This window comes from Streptomyces sp. NPDC028991 (assembly GCF_055564775.1).
This window is the reverse complement of record NZ_JBVHVP010000001.1, coordinates 736,393-760,759: the sequence shown is the minus strand read 5'-3', so window position 1 is coordinate 760,759 and position 24,367 is coordinate 736,393. Positions and strand designations below refer to the sequence as shown.

The window sequence follows — 24,367 nt, the reverse complement described above, 5'->3', positions numbered from 1 at the left end:
GCGCGGTGCGGGGCGGGATGCGGGACTATCTGCGGCTGGAGACGCGCCGTACGCTGCGCGACCCCGGTTTCGTCGTGGGCGGCATCGCCATGCCCGTTCTGATGTACCTGCTTTTCACCAACCTCGGGGACGGCGACTCGGGCGGCTGGCGGACCGGCGCGATGGTCGGCATGGCCGCCTACGGCGCGGTCGGTTCGGCCCTCAACACCGGCGGCGGGGTCGCCGAGGACCGGGCGATCGGCTGGCTGCGGCAGCTCAGGGTGACTCCGATGCCCCCGCACCAGGTGGTGGTGGGCCGCGCCCTGACCGCTTCGGTCACCGTGCTCCCCGCCATCGCGGCCGTACTCGCCGCGGGCGGCCTGGTCAACGGCGTACGCCTGGACGCCTGGCAGTGGGCGGCGCTGGCGCTGCTGCTCTGGCTGGGGTCGGTGCCCTTCACGCTGCTCGGCCTGGGCAACGGCTACCGGCTGACCGGGCAGACCACGGGCGTGGCGAACATGGTGGCCAATCTGGGCCTGGCGGTCCTCGGGGGCCTGTGGTTTCCGCTCGCGCTGTTCCCGGAGTGGCTGCGCACGGTGTCGGCGTACACCCCGACGAACCGCTTCGCCCAGCTGGGCACGTCGATCGCCACGGGGCACGCGCCGCCCCCGGGTGCGATTCTCGTACTGTCGGCGTGGCTGCTGGCGTTCGGGGCGTATGCCGTCCTGTCCTACCGCCGCGGCGCGGGCGCCGACTGAGCGACGTGGACGGGAAACGAAGGTGGAAGGGAGCCGATGGCCATGACCCGGACCCGAGGGCGGCTGCGCGGGATCTCGTGCCGGCTGGACGCGTGGCACCTGACGCGGCACTCCGCACCGTCCGGGGCCGGCGGGCGACCGGAGCGGATCGGGCCGCCGCCCACCGGCTTCGCGCTGCTCCCCTGGCTGCTGCTGGGTCTGGGCAGCCTCGCGAACATCCTCCAGGGCCGGACCTCCAACCCCTGCATCGGCGGCCTGGGCCTGCTGGTCTTCAACTCGCTCTACATCTACGTGGCCATGCGCTCCTTCGACAAGGAGCGGCGCGAGTCCCCGTCCACCCGGGTGGCGCTCGTCGTCATGGCCCTGGTGACGTGCGGGCTGTCGCTGGCGTACGGGGGCAACTGGCTGCTGTTCTTCCCGCTGCTCGGCCTGGCCGCGGGCGCGGCGCTGCGCGGCCGGTGGCTGGGCCGGTGGGGCTGGTCGCTGGCGGCGCTGGCGGGTGCCGTGGCCGGTTTCAAGGACGGCTGGAACGGCCTGAACATCGCCTACGGCACCTTCCTGTCGACGATGGTGACGGCCGCGATCCTCGGCCTGTCCGACGCCGTACGGGAACTGCGCGCCGCCCGCGAGGAACTGGCCACCCGCGCGGTGGCGGAGGAGCGGCTGCGCTTCTCCCGCGACCTGCACGACCTGCTCGGGCACACCCTGTCGGTGATCGTGGTCAAGTCGGAGGCGGCCCGGCGCCTGGCTCCCCGCGACCTGGAGGCGGCGCTGACCCAGATCACCGACATCGAGTCGGTCGGCCGCCAGGCGCTGACCGAGGTCCGCGAGGCGGTCACCGGCTACCGCGAGGGCAGCCTCGGTACCGAGCTGGACCGGGCCCGCTCGGCGCTGGCGGCGGCCGGCGTGGAGCCGGTGGTCCGCCGCTCCGGCCCGCCGCTGCCGCCGCAGACCGAGGCGCTGCTGGGGTGGGTGGTGCGGGAGGCGGTCACCAACGTCGTACGGCACAGCGGGGCGAGCCGGTGCGAGATCGCGGTGTCCGGCGACGCGGACCGGGCCCGGCTGACGGTCACGGACGACGGCACGGGCGGTGACGGCTCCGCCCAGGGGCCGGGCACGGGTCTGACCGGCCTGACGGAACGCCTGGCCGCGGCCGGGGGCTCACTGACCGCGGGGGTGGCGGCCCGGGGCGGCTTCGCGGTGACGGCGGACCTGCCGGTGGCGGCGGTGGGGCCCGCGGCGGTGGGAGTGGTGGGCACACCGGCATAGCGAGCGAACCCGGGCCCGGCCCGCCCCCTAACCTGGCCCCGTGACCGACGAGACCCCCGGCGCCCGTCCCGTCCGCGTCCTCCTCGCCGAGGACCAGGGCATGATGCGCGGCGCGCTCGCGCTGCTGCTCGGGATGGAGGACGACATCGAGGTGGTCGCGCAGGTGGCGGCCGGGGACGAGATCGTCGCCGCCGCGCTCACGCACCACCCGGACGTCGCCCTCCTGGACATCGAACTGCCGGGCCGGAGCGGTCTGGACGCCGCCGCCGAGCTGTGTGAGCGGGTGCCCGGCTGCCGGGTGCTGATCCTCACCACCTTCGGCCGCCCCGGGTACCTCCGGCGGGCCATGGAGGCAGGCGCCGCCGGTTTCCTGGTGAAGGACGGCCCCGTGGAGGAGCTGGCCGGCGCAGTCCGCCGGGTGCTGGGCGGAGAGAAGGTCGTCGACCCCGCGCTCGCCGCCGCCGCGCTCAGCGCGGGCCCCAGCCCGCTCACCGCCCGTGAGTGCGACGTCCTCAGGACGTCGGCGGACGGGGCGACCGTCGCCGACATCGCCGCGGCCCTGCACCTCTCCGAGTCCACGGTCCGCAACTACCTCTCCGCCGCGATCGGCAAGACCGCCACCCGCAACCGCACGGAGGCGTTCCGCGAGGCCCGGCGGCAGGGGTGGCTCTGAGCCGGACGGCAGTCCGGCGGGAGCCCGCAGCAGGGGTGGCTCCGAGCCGGACGGCAGCCCGGCGGGAGCCCGCAGCAGGGGTGGCTCTGAGCCGGACGGCAGTCCGGCGGGAGCCGACGGGAGGGCGGTCCGGGCCGCGGCTATTCCCGCGCGCCGCGCTTCGCCCGCTCCCCCGCCGGCAGCCACACCCACATCAGCACCGCCCCCGCGACCAGCACGACCGTCGCCGTACGGAAGACCAGCGCGTACCCGTCCGTCAGTTCCCGGGGCCCGGCGTCCTCTCCCCCGGCGCGGGCCGCCGCGATCGTCGACATCACGGCGAGTCCCAGCGAACCCCCCATCGTCCGGGAGGTGTTGATCAGCCCCGAGACCAGTCCGGCGTCCCCGGCCGCCGGGCCGGAGATGGCCAGTGACGCCAGTGGGGTCGCCGCGAGTCCCGCGCCCAGCATCATCAGCACCCCCGGGATCATGATCGCGGTCACGTACCCGCCGTCCGCGGTCATCGTCGACTGCCAGCCGAAGCCGACCGCGGCGACGAGCGTGCCCAGCACGGCCACGTTCCGGGCCCCGATCACCGGCATCAACCGCGGTGCCGCCTTCGACCCGAGGACCACCGCCAGCGAGCTGGGCACGAGGGCGAGACCGGCCTCCAGCGAGGTGTAGCCCAGCACGTTCTGGGCGTACAGCGTCATGAAGAACCACATGGCGAACATCGACGAGCCGGACACCAGCATCGCCACGTTCGCCGACGCCACCGACCGCAGCCGCAGCAGCCCGAGCGGCATCAGCGGCGCCGCCGTCCGCGCCTCGACGAGGAGGAACAGCGCGAGCAGCGCGAGCCCGGCGAGCAGCGGCACCAACGAGGCCGCCGCCGTCCACCCCTCGGACTCGGTCTGCGAGATGCCGTAGGCCAGGGTGGCCAGGCCGGCGGTGACCAGGAGCGCGCCCGGCAGGTCGAGGCGCCGGCGCTCCCCCGCCCGGCTCTCGGTCAGCCACCGCACGGCACCGGCGAGCACGACCGCGCCCACCGGCACGTTGATCAGCAGCACCCAGCGCCAGGACAGCCCGTCCACCAGGACGCCGCCCACCAGGCCGCCCGCGGCGCCGCCGCCCGCGCCCACGGCGGTCCAGGTCGCGATCGCCCGGGCCCGCGCAGCGCCCTCGGGCACCGCCGCGGTGAGGATCGTCAGCGTCGAGGGGGCGAGCACCGCCGCTCCCAGGCCCTGCACGGCCCGCGCGGCCAGCAGCTGCCAGCTCTCCTGGGCGAGTCCGCCGCCCAGCGAGGCCAGCGTGAACAGCCCGAGGCCGACCAGGAACATCCGCTTGCGCCCGTACAGGTCGCCGGCCCGCCCGCCGAGCAGCATGAAGCCCGCGAAGGCGATGGCGTAGGCGTTGACCACCCACTGGAGCCCCTGCGCGCTCAGTCCGAGGTCGGCCCGCATCGACGGCAGGGCGACGTTGACGACGGACACGTCGAGCACGACCAGGAACTGTCCGGCACAGGCGAGCACCACGACCAGCCAGGTGGGCGGCGTGCGGCGCGGGGATATTCGGGCGGTGGCGGTACCGGCGGCTTCGAGCATGAGTGTCATGGTCTCAAGCCGGGAGCGCCCCTTGCATCGGTATTTGGTCCCCGGGCCGTCGTAGGTCTCCGGACGTAGCCGCCCGGCCAAGAGAAGGTCAAGAAATAGTTAGGGACTCGAAGCAACGGAATAGTTGCCCCGGCGCACGAGGTTCAGCCTGCACACAGCTCGATCACGCACCGCATTCGCCGACTACCGGCCCGGAGGCCTCACTCAATGTCCCACACGACGACCGACGAACCCGCGCGGAAGGCGAGCGGGGCCACCGTCCCGGTGCTCGCCTTCGCGGGCATCGTCGTCGCGGTGATGCAGACCCTGCTCGTCCCGGTCATCAAGGACCTGCCGCAACTCCTGGACACCACACCCGCCGACGCCACCTGGGTCCTGACCTCCACGCTCCTGTCCGGGGCCGTGGCCACGCCGATCATGGGCCGGCTCGGCGACCTGTTCGGCAAACGCCGCATGCTGATCGCCAGCCTGTCGGTGATGGTGGTGGGCGCGCTGGTCAGCGCGTTCACCGACGCCCTGGTCCCGATGATCGTCGGCCGTACCCTCCAGGGCTTCGCGATGGGCGCGATACCCCTCGGCATCGGCCTCATGCGCGACATGCTGCCCCGCGAGCGGCTCGGCTCCGCGATGGCGCTGATGAGCTCCTCGATCGGCGTCGGCGGCGGCCTGGCGCTGCCCGCGGCGGCCCTGGTCGCGCAGCACACCGACTGGCACGCCCTGTTCTACGGCGCCGCCGGCCTCGGCGTCCTCGCCATCGCCCTGACCCTGCTGGTCGTACCGGAGTCCCCGCTGCGCGCCAAGGGCTCCTTCGACCTGCCGGGCGCGCTCGGCCTGACGGCCGGCCTGGTCCTCTTCCTCCTGCCGATCACGAAGGGCGGCGACTGGGGCTGGTCGTCGCCCACCACGCTCGGCCTGTTCGCCGCCGCCGCCGTGGTGCTGCTCCTGTGGGGCCTGATGGAGCTGCGTGTCGCGGCCCCGCTGGTCGACCTGCGCACCACGGCCCGCCGCGAGGTCCTGCTCACCAACCTCGCCTCGATCATGGTCGGTGTCGCCTTCTACGTCGTGTCCCTGGTTCTGCCGCAGCTCCTCCAGCTGCCCTCCGAGACCGGTTACGGCCTCGGCCAGTCGATGGTCGTCGCGGGCCTGTGCGTGGCCCCGCTGGGCCTGACGATGATGTTCACGGCGCCGGTGTACGCCCGCCTGTCCGCCCGCTACGGCCCCCGCACCACCCTGATCATCGGTCTGCTGATCATCGCGGTCGGCTACGGCGGCGGCCTCGGCCTGATGAGCGCCGCCTGGCAGACCGTCGTCACCTCTGTACTGCTCGGGGCCGGCATCGGCCTCGCCTACTCCTCGCTGCCCGCGCTGATCGTCGGCGCGGTCCCGGCCTCGGAGACGGGCGCCGCCAACGGCCTGAACACCCTGATGCGGTCCATCGGTACGTCGGTGTCGAGCGCCGTCATCGGCATGGTGCTCGCCAATACCGCGAACGACGTGGGCGGGGTCGCCGTCCCCACCATGCACGGCTTCCGCGTCTCGTTCGTGATCGCGACCGCCGCGGTCGCCGTCGGCCTGGCGCTGGCCTTCTTCCTCCCCCGCCGCAGCCCGGCGACGACGACCACGCGGCTGCGGGCGAGCAGCGAGGAGGACGCGAACCTGGCCCGTGCCGAGCAGGCACTGGCCGCCGAGCCCGGTGCCGAGGCATCGGTTGGCGGCTTCCGCGGCCGGGTACTGGCCGCCGACGGCGCGCCCGTCGCCCGCGCCAAGGTCACGCTGATCGACCGGCACGGCCGGCAGGCGGGCGCCACCCTCTCCGCCGAGGACGGCGGCTACGCCCTCGCCGTCCCCGCCGGGGGCCCGTACGTGCTGGCCGCCCGCGCCACGGGCCACGGCCCGCTCGCCCACTCGGCGACCCACACGGGCGCCGACCGCCCGGTCGACCTGGACCTGGCCCTGCCGGGCGAGACGGTCTCCGCCTGACCCGTGCCGTCCGGCACCCGCACCCCCTGTCGCACCCCGCGTCGGGCGGTGCGGCAGCATGGGGCGCCCGCCCGCATCGCCGGTGCGCACGCCACCGGTGCACATCACCGCCGGTGCACGTCACCGCGGGTGCACGTCACCGCCGGTGCGCACACCGGCGCATGCCACCGCCGGCGCACGCGCCACCGGCACAAGCGCCACCGGCACACCCGCACCACCGAAAGGACCCCTCATGTCCGCGGCACCCACCCCCGGCACCCTGGCCGCCTTCGAGGCCGCGAAGGGGTTCATGCCCGTGCACGAGGGCCTCGCGCTGTACGCCGCTGCGGTGGAGGCCGGCGGGCTCGGGCTGCCGCTGCTGGAGGTCGGCACGTACTGCGGGCGCTCCACGGTCCTGCTCGCCGACGCGGCCCGCCGGGCCGGGGTGACCACGCTCACCGTCGACCACCACCGGGGCAGCGAGGAGCAGCAGCCGGGCTGGGAGTACCACGACCCGGAGACGGTCGACCCCGAACTCGGCGTGATGGACACCCTGCCCACCTTCCGCCGCACCCTCAACCGGGCCGGTCTGGAGGAGCACGTGGTGGCACTGGTCGGCCGCTCCCCCCAGGTGGCGGCGGTCTGGAACGCCCCCCTCGGCCTGGTCTTCGTCGACGGCGGCCACACCGACGAGCACGCGAACGCCGACTACGAGGGCTGGGCGCCGCACGTGGCCGAAGGCGGCCTCCTGGTCGTCCACGACGTCTTCCCGGAGCCGGCCGACGAGTTCACCGGACAGGCGCCGTACCGCGTCTACCTCAGGGCGCTCGCGTCCGGCGCGTTCACCGAGGTCTCCGCGACCGGCTCGCTGCGCGTCCTGCGGCGAACGGGCGCGGGGATCTGAGGGCGCGGTCTAGAGTCGCTGCGTGTCGTACACAGGCCCGGACTTCGATCCTCCCCAGCCCCGCCGTTCCCCGCTGCGCCGCCCGCTGACCGTGGCGATCGCCGCGCTCGTGCCCGGCGCGCTGCTCGGGTGGGGTGTGTACGCGGCGGTCGGCGGGCCGGACGACGACGGCGGCGCGAACCGCGCGGCCGGCGTGCGGACGTCTCCGGCGCCGTCCTCCGGCGGCTCCGCCTCCCCGTCCGCCGACGCCAAGGCGCCCACCGGCACCTCCCCTTCACCCACCGCGGAGAAGCCGTCCGCCTCCGCCTCGAAGTCCGCCTCCGCCTCGAAGTCCGCGCCCGCCGCGGCGTCCGGCCCGCTCGAGGGCAAGGTCGTCGTCATCGACCCGGGCCACAACCCGGGCAACTTCCAGCACGCCTCCGAGATCAACCGCAAGGTGAACGTCGGCACGCACTGGAAGGAGTGCGACACGACGGGCACCGCCACCAACGCGGGCTGGCCCGAGGCGAAGTTCACCCTGGACGTGGCCCACCGGCTGCGCACGCTGCTGGAGGAGCAAGGCGCCACGGTGGAGCTGACACAGGACGACGACCGTCCGTACGGGCCCTGCGTGGACGAACGGGCCCGGATCGGCAACGAGGCCCAGGCCGACGCCGCGATCTCGATCCACGCCGACGGGTCCGGGGCCGGCAACCGCGGCTTCCACGTCATCCTGCCGGGCTCGGTGCACGACGGCGCCGCCGACACCCGCGCCATCGTCGGCCCCTCCGCAGAGCTCGGCCAGCGCATCGCGGGCAACTTCGTCCGCGCCACGGGCAGCGCGCCCGCCAACTACGTCGGTGGCGGCACCGGTCTCGTCACGCGCACCGACCTGGGCGGTCTCAATCTGTCAACGGTTCCCAAGGTGTTCATCGAGTGCGGCAACATGCGCGATAGCAAGGACGCGGCGCTGCTGACCAGCGGTGCCTGGCGGCAGAAAGCGGCGCAAGGGATGTCTGAGGGAATCGTGAGTTTCCTGCGCGGGTAGCGACCGGCGCACGGATCCCTGCGGACAGCCCCGACCTGCGGACGATAGTGTCGTCCGTACGATGAGGGGCCACCCCCGCGCTTCACACCGGAACCTTTCGGCGACATCGTGACAGCGACGCCTCTACCGACGACGAGACGACCTACGAAGGACCTGAAGTGAATATCCGCTCCCTCACTCGAGGCGACGGCGTGGTGATCGGAGCAGCGGTGTTGCTGTTCATCGCGTCGTTCCTCGACATCTACTCGATCGATGGTGCTCCGGACAGCGCGGAAATCCCCAGCCTGTGGGGCAGTGGGCCGGTCTTGCTCGGTGTCGTCCTGGCGGGCGTCATCGGTGCCGCGCTCGTCATCGTGGCCCGCACCCTGCCGCAGCCCAAGAAGGTGGCCGGCCTCGACCTCGGCCAGTTCGGCGCCGCGTTCACGGTCTTCGCCGCGTGGTGCGCGCTCGGCAACATCTTCGACCCGGCGGGCGCGTTCGACAACGAAGGTGGCTTCACCGAGGGTTTCAGTGCCGGCATCGGCCTGATCCTCGCCCTCGTCGCCACGCTGATCATGGCCGCCGCGGCCATCGCCACCCCCCTGGTCCCCGCCCTCAAGGGCTCCCTGATCCCGGCCGCCCGTCCGGCCGCGCCGCAGCCTTACGGCGGCCAGCCGCAGGGTGGTTACGGCTACCCGGGCGCGCAGCAGCAGCCGTACGGCGGCCAGCCGGGGCAGCCGGGCCAGCCGGGGCAGTCCTTCGGCGGCCAGCCGCAGCCGGGCCAGCCGCAGCCGGGCCAGCCGCAGGCCCCGCAGCAGGCGCAGGCCCAGCCGGCCGGGGACTTCTCGCCGTTCTGGTTCGCCGTGCCGGTGCCGCGTCCGCTGTTCGCGGAGGACGGCTCCCCCGCGCCGATCGCCGAACTGGCACCGGGCACCTGGTACCTGGCCGTCGAGCAGCGCGGCGCCAACCTGGTCGCCCAGACGCAGGACGGCCGCCGCGGCGTACTGCAGGACACCTCGGGCATCCAGCGCGGCTGACCGCGCCCGCCCACCCGTCCACGTCAACGGCCCCTCGCTCGCCGGGATTTCCGGGGCGGGGGGCCGTCGTCGTGCGTACCGGCACAGGTTTCAAACAGACTTCCGGGGCCAGACGGAAGGCATGTCCCCTCGAACTCGCAGTGGCTCCACCTCCGCCGGGACGGCCGTCGCGGTGATCGCGGACATCATGGCCGTCATCCTCGGACTGTGGATCCTGATGTACCTGCTGGACGCGAACCGGGCCAACGACCTGGTGCGCTTCGTCCATGACGCGGCCAACTGGCTGGCCGGCTGGTCACGAGACCTGTTCACGTTCGACGAGGCGTGGGCCCGAGTGGTCGCCGGCTACGGACTGGCCGCGGTCGTCTACCTCTTCGTCGGCCACGCCATCGCCAACCGCCTCGGCCGTCGCTGACCGATCAGACGCAGCAGTCCGGGTCGAGGCCCCTCGGCAGGCGGTCACCGGAGAAGACCTGGCAGGTGGCCTCGTGGCCGCCGAGTGCGGCGACGGCGAGGAGCAGGGAGCCGGCCGTCCAGGTGGTGAGTTCCCGCGGCCAGATCGCGTCGTCCTCGAAGACGTAGCCCGTCCAGTAGAGGCCGCTGTCCGGGTCGCGCAGGTGCTGGATCGACTGGAGGATCTCCAGGGCGTGGTCGGACTCGCCCACCGCCCACAGCGCGAGCGCGAGTTCGGCCGACTCGCCGCCCGTCACCCACGGGTTGGGCACGACGCAGCGCACACCGAGGTCCGGGACCACGAAGCGGTCCCAGCTCTCCACGATGCGGGACTTGGCCTCCGTGCCGGTCAGCGCGCCGCCCAGCACCGGGTAGTACCAGTCCATCGAGTAGCGGCCCTTGTCCAGGAACCGCTCCGGGTGGCGGCGGATGGCGTGCCGCAGCGCGCCCGTCGCCAACTCCCAGTCCGGCTGCGGCTCTTCGCGCTGCTCGGCGATGGCGAGGGCGCAGCGCAGCGCGTGGTGGATGGACGAACTGCCGGTCAGCAGGGCATCCGTGGTGTCCGTGCCGTCGTCGTCCCGCCGCCAGCCGATCTGCCCGCCGGGCTGCTGGAGGCGCAGCACGAACTCGACGGCCGCGTGGACGACGGGCCACATCCGGTCCAGGAACGTGTCGTCGCCGGTGGAGAGGTGGTGGTGCCAGACGCCCACGGCCACGTAGGCGACGAAGTTGGTCTCCCGGCCGCGGTCGGTGACGTCGCCGAAGTCGCCGTCGGCGTAGGCGGCGTACCAGGAGCCGTCCTGGTTCTGATGCCGGGCCAGCCACTCGTACGCCCGCTCGGCGGCCTCGTGCTCGCCGGCCGCGTCCAGGGCCATCGCCGCCTCGACGTGGTCCCACGGGTCGAGGTGGTGCCCGCGGAACCACGGGATGGCACCGTCCTCCCGCTGTGCGGCGAGGATGCCGCGGACGGTGATGGCGGCCTCGGCCTCGGTGAGGACGCCGGGCAGGACGAGGTGCTCGGTGCGGGGCGCGCGAGGGCTGCGGGGCGACGTCACGCGGCGTCCACCGGCGGCAGGTGCGGCTTGGTCGCGTAGGCGACGAAGCTCTTGCCGATCAGCGGGTTCAGCGCCTGCTCGGCGACTCTCGTCGCCAGCGGCTTCTTCATGATGTCCCAGACCAGCAGCTTGTGGTACGCCCGCACCGGCAGCGCCTTGTCGTTGTCGACGCCGAACGCGCACTTCAGCCACCAGTACGGCGAGTGCAGCGCGTGCGCGTGGTGGGTGCCGTAGGGCTTGAGGCCCGCCTCGCGGATGCGGGTGAGGAGCTGGTCCGCCTTGTAGATGCGGATGTGGCCGCCCTCGACCTCGTGGTAGGCGTCGGAGAGCGTCCAGCAGACCTTCTCGGGGCCGTAGCGCGGCACGGTGACGGCGATGCGCCCGCCGGGCCTGAGGACGCGGACCATCTCGGCGAGGACGCCCTTGTCGTCGTGGATGTGCTCCATCACCTCGGAGATGATGACGACGTCGAAGGACTCGTCCGGGAAGGGCAGCGCGAGCGCGTCGCCCTCCATGGCGGTGGCGGTGGCGCCGGCCGGGGCCTCGCCGGCCTCCTTCATCGCCGCGAACCACGTGGCGACCTCGCGGATCTCCTCGGCGTTCCGGTCCAGCGCGACGACCCGGGCGCCGCGCCGGTAGCACTCGAACGCGTGCCGGCCGGCGCCGCAGCCGAGATCCAGTACGCGGTCGCCCGGGGCGAGCGGGAACCTGGAGAAGTCGACGGTCAGCACGTGGCCCTGCTTTCGGGGTAGACGCCGGTGTCACTGGTCGGGGCCGTCGGGGTCGCGGGGACGGTCCTCGGGGTGGTCGCGGAGGGGCCGATGGCCTCGCGGTAGCGGGCGGCCGTGCCCTCGGCGGCGCGGGCCCAGGTGAAGTGCCGCAGCACCCGCTCGCGTCCGGCCGCGCCGAGCCGGGCACGGAGTTCGCGGTCGCCGAGCAGCCTGTTCAGTCCGGCCGCCAGCGCGCCCGCGTCACCCGGCGGCACCGCCAGGCAGGTCTCCCCGTCGCGTCCGGCGACCTCCGGGACGGCCCCGCCGGTCGTGGCGAGCAGTGCCGTGCCGGTCGCCATGGCCTCGGCGGCCGGCAGTGAGAACCCCTCGTACAGCGACGGCACGCACGCGACCTCGGCCGAACGCACCAGGTCCACCAGTTCGGTGTCCGAGATGCCCTTGACGAAGTCGACGGCGCCTTCGAGGCCGTACCGCTCGATCGCCTGGGCGACGGGCCCCTCGGCGGGCCGCTTGCCGACGACGATGAGGTGGGCCCGGGGGTGCTCGACGCGTGCCTTCGCCAGCGCCTCGACGAGGAAGACCAGCCCCTTGAGCGGCACGTCCGCGCTGGACGTGGTCACGATCCGGCCGGGCACCCGCGGCACCGACGGATCGGGCGAGAACAGGTCGGTGTCGGCGCCGATGTGCACGACGTGGACGCGGTCGTCCCGTACGCCGAGGTGGTCGATGATCTCCTGGCGGGAGGTGCCGGAGACGGTGAGCACGGAGGGCAGGCGGCGCGCGACGCGCTTCTGCATGCGGGTGAAGGCGTACCAACGGCGCACGGAGTACCGCCGCTTGCGGCTCTCCGCGGCGTCGAGTTCCAGTTGCCGGTCGACGGTGATGGGGTGGTGGATGGTGGTGACGAGAGGGGCGCCCACGTCACCGAGCAACCCGTAGCCGAGGGTCTGGTTGTCGTGTACGACGTCGAAGTCGCCACGGCGGGCACGCAGATGGCGGCGGGCGCGCAGCGAGAACGTCAGGGGTTCCGGGAAGCCGCCGGTCCACATCGTGCCGACCTCGAGCGCGTCGATCCAGTCGCGGTACTCGCCCCGCTTCGGGGTGCGGAAGGGGTCGGGCTGGCGGTAGAGGTCGAGGCTGGGCAGCTCGGTGAGGGTCAGCCGCTCGTCGTGATCCTCGTCGAGGACGTCGAGCACGGGATACGGCTGGGCGCCGATGACCTCGACCCGGTGGCCGAGGCGGGCCAGTTCGCGCGAGAGGTGGCGGACGTAGACGCCCTGACCGCCGCAGAACGGGTTTCCCTTGTAGGTGAGGAGTGCGATGCGGAGCGGTCGCAAGCCGTCGGCGGCGGGCTCCGGACGGGGACCCGTCTGACTGGCCTCAGCGGTCACTCCGGGCCCCCTTCTCACTGCGCTGTCCCGCGACACTACGCCGGGACGTTAATCTAGAACAAGTTTCAGACTTGATCGTTCGGAGGCTCCGAATCTACCGGCAGGTAGGGGCACTGTGACGAGTGGATCAGGTGATTCACGCCACGGCGCGGCAGGCTGTCGCGCCGGACTCGGGGGAGAAGGTGACCAAGGTGGACAACCCGGCAGCGAACGCCTCCGGCCCGTCGCCCCGCGCCGCCGCGCCGCCCCTCACCGAGCGGCAGCGGGAACGCCGCCGCCGCATCCTGCACGCGACCGCCCGGCTGGCCTGCCGGGGCGGCTTCGAGGCGGTGCAGATGCGCGAGGTCGCGGAGTCGTCGCAGGTCGCCCTGGGCACGCTGTACCGCTACTTCCCGTCCAAGGTCCATCTGCTGGTCGCGACCATGCACGACCAGCTGGAACGGCTGCACGGCACCCTGCGCAGGAGTCCCCCGACCGGTGAGACGGCCGCGGACCGGGTGGCGCAGACCCTGATGCGGGCCTTCGGCGCGCTGCAGCGCGAACCCCGGCTGGCCGAGGCGATGGCCCGCGCCCTGACCTTCGCCGACCGCAGCGTCTCTCCGGAGGTCGACCAGGTCTCCCGGCAGACCACGGCGATCATCCTGGACGCGATGGGCGGCCTCGACAACCCCACTCCCGAGCAGCTCTCCGCGGTCCGCGTCATCGAGCACACCTGGCTCTCGACCCTGATCACCTGGCTCTCCGGCCGCGCCTCCCTCGCACAGGTGCGGGTGGACATCGAGACGGTGTGCCGGCTGATCGACCTGACGGAGGCCGGGGCGCACGGGCAGGCGCCCCGGTCCGGCCCCGTTGCCTCCGGGTAAAGTGGCGGCGTCGTCATCACACCCGTACGGGGGGAAGCCGGTGCAATTCCGGCGCTGACCCGCAACCGTGAGCCGTCCGCACAGACCCTTCGGGGACTTGCCCGACGGTGAGCCGGACTGCCCCGCACGGACGTGACCGGCTCACGTGCCCGGCACCCGCCGGCGCACGGGCACCGTCGAGGCATACGGGGCCGAGCCGCCCGGGGGTGCCCGTGCTGCCCGACTCCGCGCAGGGAAAGGCACCCGCCGAATCATGAACGTCCGCCGTCGCAGCAGCGCCGCGGCCCTCGCCGCCATAGCCGTGATCGGCGCCGCCGCCGCGCCCGCGGCCGCCGCCGATCCGTCGTCCTCCCCGTCCGCGCCCGCGCCCGAGCCCTCCGGGCTGTACGGCACCGCCGACCCCCAGTACGACGGGGTCTGGCGCCAGTCCCTCGCCCTGCTCGCGCAGAAGACGGCCGGTGTGACCCCGTCGTCGCGGGCCGTGGACTGGCTCACCGGGCAGCAGTGCGACAACGGCGCCTTCGCCCCCTTCCGCGCCGACCCGGCCAAGGCGTGCGACGCCAAGACCATGGTCGACACCAACAACACGGCCGCCGCGATCCAGGCACTGTGGGCGGTCGGCGGACGGGGCGACGTCGTCGACGACGCCCTCGTCTGGCTGAAGTCCGTACAGAACGAGGACGGCGGCTGGGGCTACACCCCGGGCGGCCCCAGCGACGCCAACTCCACCGCCGTCGTCATCGGCGCCCTGACCGCCACGGAGAGCGAGCCCGAGAAGGTCGAGAAGGACGGCAAGTCCCCGTACGACGCCCTGCTGGCCTTCGCCCTCCCCTGCGCCAAGGACAAGGGATCGGGCGCCTTCGCCTTCCAGCCCGACGAGGACGGCAAGCTGCTCGCCAACGCGGACGCGACGGCGGCCGGCGTGCTCGGCGCGCTCGGCAAGGGCCTGGTCGCCGAGGCCGGCGAGAAGACCGACGACGCCACGTGCACCGACGCGAAGCAGCCGGGCCGCGAGCAGGCCGCCGCCAACGGCGCCGCCTATCTCGCCGACGCCGTCGCCGAGGACGGCCACCTGGAGTCCGCCCTCGGCGGCTCCGCCGACCAGCCCGACTACGGCAACACCGCCGACGCGGTCGTCGCACTCGCCGCACAGGGCGGCGCGGACAAGGCCGCCAAGCCGCTGGCCTGGCTGAAGAAGAACGCCGCCGAGTGGGCCGAGCAGAGCGGCCCGGCGGCCTACGCCCAGCTGATCTTCGCAGCGCACGCCACGGGCACCGACCCGCGGGCCTTCGGCGGCACCGACCTGGTGGCGGAGCTCGGCGCGACCGGGCCCAGCCCGCAGGGGGGCGAGGCGAGGGACACCGCCACCACGAGCGACCAGGCCGACGAGAAGGACGGGAAGAAGGACGGGAAGGATGACGAATCCGGCTTCGGCGTCTGGTGGTTCGTCGGTGTCTGCCTGGTCTTCGGCATCGGCATCGGCTTCCTGCTGAGCGGCCGCAACAAGAAGCGGCAGCCGTGACCCGCCGCGTCGTCCTCCTCTTCCTGGCCGCGTTCCTGCTCATCGCAGGCGCGGGCCAGGCGCAGGCCGCCGGTTACCGCTACTGGTCCTTCTGGGACCGCGACGGCGGGAACTGGGTCTACGCCACCCAGGGCCCGTCCCTGGTCCGCCCCTCCGACGGCGATGTCCAGGGCTTCCGCTTCGCGGTGAGCGAGAACTCGGGCGACGCGGCCAAGCCGCGCGGCGCCGCGGACTTCGCGTCGATCTGCGCGAAGACGCCGGCCGAGGACGGCAGCAAGCGCGTCGCCCTGGTCCTCGACTTCGGTACGGCGTCCGACGCGCCGTCCGGCGAGACCCCGCCGGCCCCGCGCACGGCCTGCGCCCGGGTCGCCCCCGACGCGACGACGGCCGACGCCCTGGCCGCCGTGGCGGACCCGCTGCGCTACAACACCAACGCCCTGCTGTGCGGCATCGCGGGCTACCCGAAGACGGGGTGCGGGGAGCAGGTCGCGCGGAAGGAGGTTCCGACGACGCCCGGCACGGCCCCGGCCCCGGCCCCGGCCCGGAAGGACACGACGGACGACGACGGCCCCTCGGCCGGCCTCTACGCGGGCATCGCCATCGTGGCGGCCCTGGCCGGAGCGGCGGCCTGGCAGGCGAGGCGGCGCGGGAATGCCACCGACTGACCCCGCGGGCAGCCGTGCCGCACAGGCCCAGCCCGCGGGCAGCCGTGCCACTGGGGCGGCGCGGGTGGGCGCGGGTGCCTCCCCCTCCGGGGAAGGCACCCGGCAAGCGCCGGCAAGCGCCCCCGCCCCCCGCCACCGCCCCGGATCCCTGCACCCGGGGGCGTGGTGGCTCTGGGCGCTGGCCCTGGGCACCGCCGCCACCCGGACCACCAACCCCCTCCTCCTCGCCCTCCTCGTCGCCGTCTCCGCCTACGTCGTCATCTCGCGCCGCTCGCACGCCCCCTGGTCCCGCTCCTACGGCGCCTTCGTCAAACTCGCCCTCGCCGTCATCGTCATCCGTCTCCTGTTCACCACGGTCCTCGGCTCCCCCATCCCTGGCACCCACACCCTCTTCACCCTCCCCGAAGTGCCCCTCCCGGACTGGGCGCAGGGCATCCGCCTGGGCGGCCGGGTCACCGCCGAGGGCCTCGCCTTCGCCCTGTACGACGCGATGAAGCTGGCCACCCTCCTCATCTGCGTGGGCGCCGCGAACGCCCTCGCCAATCCCTCCCGCCTCCTCAAGTCCCTCCCCGGCGCCCTCTACGAGATGGGCGTGGCGGTCGTCGTCGCCCTCACCTTCGCCCCGAACCTCATCGCGGACGTCCAGCGCCTGCGCGCCGCCCGACGCCTGCGCGGCCGCCCCGACAAGGGCGTACGGGGCCTGCTCCAGGTCGGGCTCCCGGTGCTGGAGGGCGCCCTGGAGCGTTCCGTCGCCCTCGCCGCCGCGATGGACGCCCGCGGCTACGGCCGTACCGCGCAGGTCCCGGCCGCCGTCCGCCGTACCACCGCGGCGCTCACCCTGGGCGGCCTGCTCGGCGTCTGCGCGGGGACGTACGGGCTGCTGACCGCGGCGGGGGGCACGTACGGCATCCCCGTGCTCCTGGCCGGCGTCGCCGCCGCCCTCGCCGGACTGTGGCTCGGCGGTCGCCGGACGGTGCGCACCCGCTACCGCCCCGACCGGTGGGACGCCCGCGCCTGGCTGGTCTCCGCCTCCGGCGCGGCGGTCGCGGCGCTGCTGTTCCTCGCCGCCGCCCGCCACCCGGCGGCGCTGCAACCGGGCGTCGTCCCGCTGGCCGCCCCGACCCTCCCGCTGTGGCCGGCGGCGGCCGTACTGATCGGCCTGCTCCCGGTGTTCGTCACCCCCGTCCCCGTATCCGCCAAGGAGTCGTCGTGATCCGCTTCGAGGACGTATCGGTCACCTACGACGGTGCGGCCGAACCCACCGTCCGGGGCATCGACTTCGAGGTCCCCGAAGGCGAGCTCGTGCTGCTGGCCGGCCCCTCCGGCGTCGGGAAGTCCACCGTCCTCGGCGCGGTCGGCGGCCTCGTGCCGCACTTCACCGGCGGGACGCTCAGCGGCCGGGTCACCGTGGCCGGCCGTGACACCCGCACCCACAAGCCGCGCGAACTCGCCGACGTCGTCGGCACGGTCGGCCAGGACCCGCTCTCCCACTTCGTGACGGACACCGTCGAGGACGAACTCGCCTACGGCATGGAGTCCCTGGGCCTCGCCCCGGACGTGATGCGCCGCCGCGTCGAGGAGACCCTGGACCTGCTGGGTCTGACCGACCTCCGCTCCCGCCCCATCGCCACGCTCTCCGGCGGCCAGCAGCAGCGCGTCGCCATCGGCTCGGTCCTCACCCCGCACCCCGAGGTGCTGGTCCTGGACGAGCCGACCTCCGCCCTCGACCCCGCCGCGGCCGAGGAGGTGCTGGCCGTCCTCCAGCGCCTCGTGCACGACCTCGGGAGGACGGTCCTGATGGCCGAGCACCGCCTGGAGCGGGTCATCCAGTACGCCGACCAGGTCGTCCTGCTCCCCGCCCCGGGCGCTGCTCCGCTCGTCGGCCCCCCGGCGGACGTGATGGCCGTGTCGCCGGTGTATCCGCCGGTGGTGGGCCTGGGCAGGCTGGCGGGCTGGTCCCCGCTGCCGCTGACGATTCGGGACGCCCGCCGCCGCGCGGCCCCGCTCCGGGACCGGCTGGCCGGCCGGGAGATCCCGGACCACACGCCACCGGCCGCCTCGCTGCCGGCGCCCCCGGCGCTCCGGCCCACCGCCTCCCGCCGGCGGCGGCGCGCAAAGGCACCGGAGACGGCCGCCGCTCCCGCCCCGTACGCCGCCGAGGTCCGCTCTCTCGCCGTCCGCCGCGACCGGATCCAGGCCCTGCGCGACGTCGGCCTCACCGTCTCCCCCGGCGAGACGATCGCCCTCATGGGCCGCAACGGCGCCGGGAAGTCCACCCTCCTGTCCGCCCTCGTCGGCCTCGTCGCGCCGTCCGCCGGTTCGGTGCGGGCGGTGGACGCCGTACCGCACCGCACGGCCCCCCGCGACCTCGTACGCCGCGTCGGCCTGGTCCCGCAGGAACCGCGCGACCTGCTGTACGCCGACACGGTCGCCGCCGAGTGCGCGGCCGCCGACCGGGACGCGGACGCGGCCCCCGGCACCTGCCGCGCCCTCCTCACCGAACTGCTCCCGGGCGTCACCGACGACATCCACCCCCGCGACCTCTCCGAGGGCCAGCGCCTCACGCTCGCCCTGTCCGTCGTCCTGACGGCCCGGCCTCCCCTGCTCCTCCTGGACGAGCCGACGCGCGGCCTGGACTACGCGGCGAAGGCCCGGCTGGCCGGCATCCTGCGCGGCCTGGCCGCCGAGGGCCACGCGATCGTGCTGGCCACGCACGACGTGGAGCTGGCGGCCGAGCTGGCCCACCGGGTGGTGCTGCTCGCGGAGGGCGAGGTGATCGCCGACGGTCCGGCGGCGGACGTGGTGGTGGCCTCGCCGTCCTTCGCGCCGCAGGTCGCCAAGGTGCTGGCGCCGCGGAAGTGGCTGACGGTCGCCCAGGTGCGGGAGGCCCTGGCATGACCGCCGGTCCCGCCTCTCCCCGTGGCCGCGACCGCCAGGCCCGCGCCGTCCGCCTCGGCCCCCGGTCGGTCGCCGCCCTCGTGCTGGTCAGCGCGGTCGGTGTGGCGGGCTTCGGCTGGCCCTTCCTGACCCCGCCGGACGCCTCGCTGAACGCGCACGCGCAGGACGCGCCGTGGCTGTTCGCGGGTCTGCTGGTGCTGCTGGTGGCCGTGGTGGCGGCGACGATCTCGGAGTCGGGTCTCGGCCCCAAGGCGGTGGCGATGCTCGGTGTCCTGGCGGCGGTGGGCGCGGCGCTGCGTCCCATCGGTGCGGGCACGGCCGGCCTGGAGCCGATGTTCTTCCTCATGGTGCTGAGCGGCAGGGTCCTCGGCCCCGGCTTCGGCTTCGTCCTCGGCTCGGTCACGATGTTCGCGTCCGCGCTGCTCACGGGCGGGGTGGGCCCCTGGATGCCGTTCCAGATGCTGTCCATGGGCTGGTTCGCGATGGGTGCGGGTCTGCTGCCCTTCCCCGACCGGCTGCGGGGCCGGGCGGAGCTGCTCCTGCTGGCCGCGTACGGCTTCCTGGCGGCCTTCGCCTACGGCACGGTGATGAACCTCGCGGGCTGGACCTTCATGAACACGCTCGCCTCGGACATCGCCTTCGACCCGGACGCGTCGATCCCCGACAACCTGGCCCGCTTCCTCGCCTTCTGCCTGGCCACATCCCTCGGCTGGGACGGCGGCCGGGCCGCCGTGACGGTCGTACTGACCCTCGCGCTCGGCACCCCGGTCCTGAAGGCGCTGCGCCGTGCCACCCGCCGGGCGGCCTTCGAGACCCCGGTCACGTTCGAGGAGGCCGACGAGGTGAGCCGCCCCACGTGACGGTGCTCACCTACGAAGCGGCTTCGTAGCCGGCGGACCGCGCGTGCGGCCCTTGCCCCGGCCGCGCCCTCCTCCGCCTACGACCGTCACCGGCGAAAGGGACGATTGCGGGCGAGTGGCCGGCCTGTTTCTCTGAACCAGTCGCCAGGCGCCGACGCCCCCTCGGGCGGCGGCGCCGACGCACGCCCCCGGCCGCACACCACGTGGACCGGCCGGCGTGCGCCGACGCCCCCGTCCCCGAAGAAAGGCCCCCCGTTGACCGCCGCCTCCCTCCTCCGCAGCGTCGCCACCCCGAAGAAGGCCCTCGCCGGTGCCGCCGTGGCCGCGGCCACCTGCGGCACGCTGATCGCCGCCGCGCCCGCCCAGGCCGCGACGCCGGCCTCCTCGGCCCAGGCGACCGCGAAGAAGATGATCGGCGACCCGGCCGAGTACCGGTGCTTCGCGAAGATCGTCGACCACGAGAGCGACTGGAACGTCAACGCCACCAACTCCTCCAGCGGCGCCTACGGCCTGGTCCAGGCCCTGCCGGGCTCGAAGATGGCCTCGGCCGGCTCCGACTGGAAGACCAACGCGGCCACCCAGATCGAGTGGGGTCTGGACTACATGAAGGAGCGCTACGGCGGCGCCTGCGACGCCTGGAGCTTCTGGCAGGCCAACGGCTGGTACTGACCCGGCCACCACCCCACTCCCCCCTACCGAAGGCGGCGGCACCCTGATCCCCGGAGCCGCCGCCTTCGTGTGCCGGCCACGCACGTGTCCAGCCCGACGCAGCCCGACGTTCACCTTCCGCGCTTTCACCGGCTCGAGCACCGGCCGCTTCAGTGTGGGGAGCGGCGCGGCCCGCCGATGAGCGGGCGGTGTTCCGGGGGGCGTCAGCCCTGGCTGCCGGGCCCCGTCCGAAACCGGCGGCGGTACTCGGTCGGTGTCGTGTCGAGTCTGCGGCGGAACGCCCTGACCAGGGTGTCGACGGTGCCGAATCCGCATGCGGAGGCGACCCGTTCCAGGGTGGCGTCGGTGGATTCGAGCTGGTGGCGCGCCACCTCGACGCGGGCCGACTCGATGTAGGCGTGCGGGGTGGTGCCGAGTTCGGTCTTGAAGATCCGGGTGAGCTGCCGGTCGCTGACGTGGGCGCAGGCGGCGAGGTCGGCGACGGTGAGGGGTTCGGCGATGTTGCGCATGACGTGGTGGCGGAGATCCTCGATGCGCCGGGTCGGGGAGACCTGTTCCAGGGGGACGCTGAACTGACTCTGCCCGCTCGGCCGCTTCAGGTACATCACGAGTTGCCGGGCGACACGCAGCGCCACGGCCTCGCCGAGGTCGTCGGCGATGAGGGCGAGTGAGAGGTCGAGGCAGGCGCTGATCCCGGCGCCGGTCCAGACATCGCCTTCACGGATGAAGATCGGGTCGGCGTCGACCTCGACGGCCGGGTGCTCGGCGGCGAGTTGTCGCGCGGTGGACCAGTGGGTGGTGGCTCGCTTGCCGTCGAGGAGTCCGGCGGCGGCGAGGATGTGCGCTCCGACGCAGACGGACGTGACCCGCCGGGTCCGGCGGGCGAGTCGCCTCACCCGCTCCACCACCGCGGGGTCGGTGAGCGGGTGCACACGGCGCTGGTCGTCCACCTCGACGGCCCCGGGCACGATCAGGGTGTCGATGCTCCGCACGGACAGTTCGTCGAAGGTGGTGTCGGGCAGGACGCGGACCCCGGCGCCGGTGGTGACCGGTTCCATGGTCTCGGCGGCGAGGACCACGTCGTAGCCCGCCGCCTCGTCCGTCTCCCGCCGGGCGAGGGAGAACACCTCCGGTGGTCCGGTGACGTCGAGCAGGTCGACGTCCTCGAAGAGGACTATGACGATCAGTCGTCTGACGGTGTCCAAGAAGCCCAACCCCCAAGCTCGGCGACAGCCATGTCGGTTTCTGCATGTTAGACGACATTGCCGACACGGGTCGGTGGGCCATAGCGTCGTAGGCGCAGGTCACCGCACCGGTGAACTGCCTCCCCCTCCACGCGAATCCAGGCGGTCTCCCATGCCCAGAACGACGCTGCGCCGGCTCAACGGCCTCGACGACACCCCCGCGAAGCTCAGCACGTCCACCCTGATCCTCGTCGACTACCAGAACACCTACACGACCGGTGTCATGGAACTGGACGGCTGGCAGGCCGCGCTCGACGCCGCCGCCCAACTGCTGGCGCGGGCCCGCCAGGAGGGCACGAAGGTGATCCACGTCGTCAACGACGGCGGCGAGGGCACCCCGTACGACATCCGCGCCGAGATCGGCGCCATCCACCCGAGCGTCGCACCGGTCGACGGCGAGCCCGTCGTCGTCAAGAAGGCGCCGAACGCCTTCGTCGGTACGGACCTCGACCAGCACGTCGACGCCGCGGGCAACGGCGACCTCGTCATCGCCGGGTTCATGACGCACATGTGCGTGGCCTTCACCGCCCAGGGCGCCTTCCTGCGCGGCAACCGCCCCACCGTCGTGGCCGACGCCAGCGCCACCCGCGCGCTGCCGGTCGCGGGCCTCGAACTGGACGCCCACCAGGTGCACTACAGCGCCCTCGCCACCATCGCCGACCTGTACGGCGTCGTCGTCCCGTCCCAGAAGGAGATCTCCTGATGAAGCTGCTCCGCCCCGCCGTCGCGCTCGGCGCCGCCGCCGTCCTCTCGGTCACCGCCACCGCGTGCGGCGGAAGTCCGCAGGCCGCCACCTCCGACGAGAAGCCGCCGGCCTCCGCCCCCACCACCGCGGAGAAGAACGTCGCGAAGGACACGACCACCCTGCGGCAGCTCAACGGCCTGGACGAGACCCCGGCCACGCTCTCCGACGCGACACTCATCCTCGTCGACTACCAGAACACCTACACCGAGGGCGTAATGGAGCTCGACGGCTGGAAGCCCGCGGTGGACAACGCCGAAGCCCTGCTGAAGCGGGCCCGCGAGGCGGGTACGCCGGTCATCCACATCGTCGACAAGGGCTACGGCCTCAAGTCGAAGGCGGGCCAGATCGTCCCGGCGCTCAAGCCGGCCAAGGGCGAGCCCGTCGTGGAGAAGAGCGTCCCGAACGCCTTCCACGGCACCGACCTCGCCGAGCAGGTCAAGAAGGCCGGGAACAAGAACGTCATCGTCGCCGGGTTCATGACCAACATGTGCACCCTGTTCACCGCCCAGGGCGCGTTCCTCAACGGCAACGCGCCGACCGTGGTCGCCGACGCCTCCGCGACCCGGCCGCTGCCCCTGAAGGGCGACCCGGACGGCGTTCCCGCACAGCAGGTCCACGAGGCCGCTCTCGCCACGGTCCAGGACCTCTACGGGGTCGTGGTCCCGTCGCAGAAGTCCCTGACTTCCTGACCCACGGGCCCCCCGGCCCCCCTTCACACCCCCCTTCACACCCCTCACCCCACCTGAGATCCCCCCACCCCGAACTCCCCCCACGCTGTTCCCCCCCCACATCGCCATAAGGCACTTTCACGCACCGAAGAAAGCAGAAAGACGGGGCATGGCAACACGTAGAGGATTTCTGGGTACCGCGTCGGCCGTCGGGGCGGCGACTCTCTTCACCGGCCAGTCGGCCTCCACCGCCTCGGCGGCCACCGCGGGCATCACCGCGACCGACGAGAAGGCGGCACGCGACGCGATACGCGCCGTCAACACGAAGATGCGCGCGAACTACGCGACCCTCAAGAGCGAACTGACGACGCAGCTCAGTCCCGTCATCGTCGTCTCGAACAACGCGGTCGGCGGACGCTTCACCCTCGTCGACGGCGGCAAGCAGGTCGAGACCGTCGACCCGGTCCCGGAGTACTTCGAACTGGCCAAGTCGATCGCCCACGTCCCCCTGGGCCTCTTCTCGGTACTCGCCGCCTACCTCGGCGATCAGGTCCCCAACATCCCCAACGCGGACCGCATCGACCCGCACGACCTCGACATGGTCGTCACCAAGGCACCGGGCGACCAGGGCTGGATCGCCCCGCTGAACGCCTTCAAGACCACGCTCCAGACGGCGCACACCAAGCTCGGCACCGCCAACCTCCCCCTCGACCTGGAGAACTCCTGCGACAAGATCCTGAGCGAGGCGGTCAAGTTCATCGACGCCTCCGTCGCGGCCCAGTCGTTCGACATGGTGTCGTTCAACCGCTTCGCCGCCACCGTCTACCCGTCCATCCGCGTCAACATGACCTTCGCGGCCACCGCGCAGATCACCGGCATCGAGGGTCTGATGAAGCGGTGGCGGGCGCTGATCGGTGAACAGGCGTGGAGCAACCTGTACGTCACGGTCCTGTCGATCTGGACCACGGCCGAGCTGAACCAGGCGTCCATCATCATCCGACGCACCATGAACCAGGCGAAGGTGGACACCCACCTCATCGACCTGCCGACCGTGGAGACCCCCTCGGACCCGATCTTCGTGGCCCTGGACAACCTGGCCCGCATCGTCCAGGACAACGTCGCCGCCGAGATGGTCTTCAACACCGACCTCAAGGTCGCCGACGCCCTCAAGGGCAAGGAGGACCTGCTCTCCGACGAGATCCTCCAGCAGATCGGCGGCACGGCCCCCACCGCCAGGACCGCTTCCCTCGGCACGACGGCGGCGGCGGCCGGCGCCTGCCCGGTCACCGGGCACACCGCGACGGTGTGACCACCGGGCGTCCCCCGCTCCCGGGGCGGGGGACGCCCCTCCGGACCGCCGTGCCCGAGTGATCCGGCCGGATACCGGTCAACGTTTCTGTTCGAATTATCGTCTTCGCACGTGCCC

The 24,367-nt window shown here is 73.3% G+C and carries 23 protein-coding genes; 18 read left to right on the top strand and 5 right to left on the bottom strand.

Annotated features, from left to right (window positions below; genetic code table 11):
• Positions 1-17: 17 nt before the first annotated feature.
• Genes ACZ4V1_RS03315 through ACZ4V1_RS03305 form a run of 3 tightly spaced genes read left to right on the top strand, consistent with a single transcriptional unit; the run spans position 18 to position 2,679 of the window.
• Positions 18-737: an ABC transporter permease gene (locus ACZ4V1_RS03315; RefSeq protein ID WP_468328951.1), complete on the top strand. Its 720-nt coding sequence runs from the start codon at positions 18-20 to the stop codon at positions 735-737.
• Positions 738-779: 42 nt separating this feature from the next.
• On the top strand, positions 780-2,006 hold the full coding sequence (locus ACZ4V1_RS03310; RefSeq protein ID WP_468328581.1) for a sensor histidine kinase: 1,227 nt from the start codon (positions 780-782) through the stop codon (positions 2,004-2,006).
• A 40-nt stretch (positions 2,007-2,046) separates the two neighbouring features.
• On the top strand, positions 2,047-2,679 hold the full coding sequence (locus tag ACZ4V1_RS03305) for a response regulator (RefSeq protein ID WP_468328579.1): 633 nt from the start codon (positions 2,047-2,049) through the stop codon (positions 2,677-2,679).
• 140 nt (positions 2,680-2,819) lie between these two features.
• Here ACZ4V1_RS03305 and ACZ4V1_RS03300 read toward each other — a convergent pair whose 3' ends face one another.
• A complete protein-coding gene (locus ACZ4V1_RS03300) occupies positions 2,820-4,262 on the bottom strand; it encodes an MFS transporter (RefSeq protein ID WP_468328577.1) in 1,443 nt (480 codons plus the stop codon).
• A 216-nt stretch (positions 4,263-4,478) separates the two neighbouring features.
• Between ACZ4V1_RS03300 and ACZ4V1_RS03295 the strand changes: the two genes are divergently transcribed.
• From ACZ4V1_RS03295 to ACZ4V1_RS03275, 5 genes are all read left to right on the top strand, one after another.
• Positions 4,479-6,251 (top strand): MFS transporter, encoded by a 1,773-nt coding sequence (locus tag ACZ4V1_RS03295; RefSeq protein WP_468328575.1) that lies wholly within the window; start codon positions 4,479-4,481, stop codon positions 6,249-6,251.
• A gap of 232 nt (positions 6,252-6,483) precedes the next feature.
• Positions 6,484-7,134, top strand: a complete 651-nt coding sequence (locus ACZ4V1_RS03290) for a class I SAM-dependent methyltransferase (RefSeq protein ID WP_468328573.1) — start codon at positions 6,484-6,486, stop codon at positions 7,132-7,134.
• A gap of 22 nt (positions 7,135-7,156) precedes the next feature.
• Complete coding sequence (locus ACZ4V1_RS03285) at positions 7,157-8,161, top strand: N-acetylmuramoyl-L-alanine amidase (protein WP_468328571.1); 1,005 nt, start codon at positions 7,157-7,159, stop codon at positions 8,159-8,161.
• A gap of 158 nt (positions 8,162-8,319) precedes the next feature.
• On the top strand, positions 8,320-9,177 hold the full coding sequence (locus ACZ4V1_RS03280) for a hypothetical protein (protein ID WP_468328569.1): 858 nt from the start codon (positions 8,320-8,322) through the stop codon (positions 9,175-9,177).
• Positions 9,178-9,298: 121 nt separating this feature from the next.
• Complete coding sequence (locus tag ACZ4V1_RS03275) at positions 9,299-9,592, top strand: hypothetical protein (RefSeq protein ID WP_468328567.1); 294 nt, start codon at positions 9,299-9,301, stop codon at positions 9,590-9,592.
• Between the two features lie 4 nt (positions 9,593-9,596).
• Here the strand turns inward: ACZ4V1_RS03275 and ACZ4V1_RS03270 are convergent, their stop codons facing one another.
• Genes ACZ4V1_RS03270 through ACZ4V1_RS03260 form a run of 3 tightly spaced genes read right to left on the bottom strand, consistent with a single transcriptional unit; the run spans position 9,597 to position 12,807 of the window.
• Positions 9,597-10,685, bottom strand: coding sequence for a prenyltransferase/squalene oxidase repeat-containing protein (locus tag ACZ4V1_RS03270; protein ID WP_468328565.1), 1,089 nt, complete (start codon positions 10,683-10,685; stop codon positions 9,597-9,599).
• The gene (locus ACZ4V1_RS03265; RefSeq protein WP_468328563.1) at positions 10,682-11,416 is read right to left on the bottom strand and encodes a class I SAM-dependent methyltransferase; all 735 of its coding nucleotides are present in this window, start codon (positions 11,414-11,416) and stop codon (positions 10,682-10,684) included. The genes ACZ4V1_RS03270 and ACZ4V1_RS03265 overlap by 4 nt, the downstream gene beginning before the upstream one ends.
• On the bottom strand, positions 11,410-12,807 hold the full coding sequence (locus ACZ4V1_RS03260) for a glycosyltransferase family 4 protein (RefSeq protein WP_468328561.1): 1,398 nt from the start codon (positions 12,805-12,807) through the stop codon (positions 11,410-11,412). The genes ACZ4V1_RS03265 and ACZ4V1_RS03260 overlap by 7 nt, the downstream gene beginning before the upstream one ends.
• A gap of 182 nt (positions 12,808-12,989) precedes the next feature.
• Here ACZ4V1_RS03260 and ACZ4V1_RS03255 point away from each other — a divergent pair, with 182 nt between their 5' ends.
• From ACZ4V1_RS03255 to ACZ4V1_RS03225, 7 genes are all read left to right on the top strand, one after another.
• On the top strand, positions 12,990-13,670 hold the full coding sequence (locus tag ACZ4V1_RS03255; RefSeq protein ID WP_468328948.1) for a TetR family transcriptional regulator: 681 nt from the start codon (positions 12,990-12,992) through the stop codon (positions 13,668-13,670).
• Positions 13,671-13,923: 253 nt separating this feature from the next.
• A complete protein-coding gene (locus tag ACZ4V1_RS03250) occupies positions 13,924-15,192 on the top strand; it encodes a prenyltransferase/squalene oxidase repeat-containing protein (protein ID WP_468328559.1) in 1,269 nt (422 codons plus the stop codon).
• Entirely contained in the window at positions 15,189-15,857 is a 669-nt protein-coding gene (locus tag ACZ4V1_RS03245) for an SCO2322 family protein (protein ID WP_468328557.1), read from the top strand. The genes ACZ4V1_RS03250 and ACZ4V1_RS03245 overlap by 4 nt, the downstream gene beginning before the upstream one ends.
• Before the next feature lie 64 nt (positions 15,858-15,921).
• A complete protein-coding gene (locus ACZ4V1_RS03240; protein WP_468328946.1) occupies positions 15,922-17,070 on the top strand; it encodes an energy-coupling factor transporter transmembrane component T in 1,149 nt (382 codons plus the stop codon).
• Positions 17,067-18,755, top strand: coding sequence for an ABC transporter ATP-binding protein (locus ACZ4V1_RS03235; RefSeq protein WP_468328555.1), 1,689 nt, complete (start codon positions 17,067-17,069; stop codon positions 18,753-18,755). The genes ACZ4V1_RS03240 and ACZ4V1_RS03235 overlap by 4 nt, the downstream gene beginning before the upstream one ends.
• On the top strand, positions 18,752-19,615 hold the full coding sequence (locus ACZ4V1_RS03230; RefSeq protein ID WP_468328553.1) for an ECF transporter S component: 864 nt from the start codon (positions 18,752-18,754) through the stop codon (positions 19,613-19,615). The genes ACZ4V1_RS03235 and ACZ4V1_RS03230 overlap by 4 nt, the downstream gene beginning before the upstream one ends.
• 255 nt (positions 19,616-19,870) lie before the next feature.
• Positions 19,871-20,284, top strand: coding sequence for an aggregation-promoting factor C-terminal-like domain-containing protein (locus ACZ4V1_RS03225; protein ID WP_468328551.1), 414 nt, complete (start codon positions 19,871-19,873; stop codon positions 20,282-20,284).
• A gap of 203 nt (positions 20,285-20,487) precedes the next feature.
• Here ACZ4V1_RS03225 and ACZ4V1_RS03220 read toward each other — a convergent pair whose 3' ends face one another.
• A complete protein-coding gene (locus tag ACZ4V1_RS03220; RefSeq protein WP_468328549.1) occupies positions 20,488-21,489 on the bottom strand; it encodes a GlxA family transcriptional regulator in 1,002 nt (333 codons plus the stop codon).
• 151 nt (positions 21,490-21,640) lie between these two features.
• Here ACZ4V1_RS03220 and ACZ4V1_RS03215 point away from each other — a divergent pair, with 151 nt between their 5' ends.
• From ACZ4V1_RS03215 to ACZ4V1_RS03205, 3 genes are all read left to right on the top strand, one after another.
• Positions 21,641-22,231: an isochorismatase family protein gene (locus ACZ4V1_RS03215; RefSeq protein ID WP_468328547.1), complete on the top strand. Its 591-nt coding sequence runs from the start codon at positions 21,641-21,643 to the stop codon at positions 22,229-22,231.
• Positions 22,231-22,962, top strand: coding sequence for a cysteine hydrolase family protein (locus tag ACZ4V1_RS03210; RefSeq protein WP_468328545.1), 732 nt, complete (start codon positions 22,231-22,233; stop codon positions 22,960-22,962). Before ACZ4V1_RS03215 ends, ACZ4V1_RS03210 begins: the two co-directional genes overlap by 1 nt.
• A gap of 148 nt (positions 22,963-23,110) precedes the next feature.
• Complete coding sequence (locus tag ACZ4V1_RS03205) at positions 23,111-24,250, top strand: hypothetical protein (protein ID WP_468328543.1); 1,140 nt, start codon at positions 23,111-23,113, stop codon at positions 24,248-24,250.
• Positions 24,251-24,367 lie beyond the last annotated feature (117 nt).

What these genes read in the sequence shown, in the direction of transcription:
- ACZ4V1_RS03315 (WP_468328951.1), top strand. Translation starts at nt 18, where the DNA reads ATGCGGGACTATCTGCGGCTGGAGACGCGCCGTACGCTGCGCGACCCC.
- ACZ4V1_RS03310 (WP_468328581.1), top strand. Translation starts at nt 780, where the DNA reads ATGACCCGGACCCGAGGGCGGCTGCGCGGGATCTCGTGCCGGCTGGAC.
- ACZ4V1_RS03300 (WP_468328577.1), bottom strand. Translation starts at nt 4,262, where the DNA reads ATGCTCGAAGCCGCCGGTACCGCCACCGCCCGAATATCCCCGCGCCGC.
- ACZ4V1_RS03295 (WP_468328575.1), top strand. Translation starts at nt 4,479, where the DNA reads ATGTCCCACACGACGACCGACGAACCCGCGCGGAAGGCGAGCGGGGCC.
- ACZ4V1_RS03290 (WP_468328573.1), top strand. Translation starts at nt 6,484, where the DNA reads ATGTCCGCGGCACCCACCCCCGGCACCCTGGCCGCCTTCGAGGCCGCG.
- ACZ4V1_RS03275 (WP_468328567.1), top strand. Translation starts at nt 9,299, where the DNA reads ATGTCCCCTCGAACTCGCAGTGGCTCCACCTCCGCCGGGACGGCCGTC.
- ACZ4V1_RS03250 (WP_468328559.1), top strand. Translation starts at nt 13,924, where the DNA reads ATGAACGTCCGCCGTCGCAGCAGCGCCGCGGCCCTCGCCGCCATAGCC.
- ACZ4V1_RS03230 (WP_468328553.1), top strand. Translation starts at nt 18,752, where the DNA reads ATGACCGCCGGTCCCGCCTCTCCCCGTGGCCGCGACCGCCAGGCCCGC.
- ACZ4V1_RS03215 (WP_468328547.1), top strand. Translation starts at nt 21,641, where the DNA reads ATGCCCAGAACGACGCTGCGCCGGCTCAACGGCCTCGACGACACCCCC.
- ACZ4V1_RS03210 (WP_468328545.1), top strand. Translation starts at nt 22,231, where the DNA reads ATGAAGCTGCTCCGCCCCGCCGTCGCGCTCGGCGCCGCCGCCGTCCTC.
- ACZ4V1_RS03205 (WP_468328543.1), top strand. Translation starts at nt 23,111, where the DNA reads ATGGCAACACGTAGAGGATTTCTGGGTACCGCGTCGGCCGTCGGGGCG.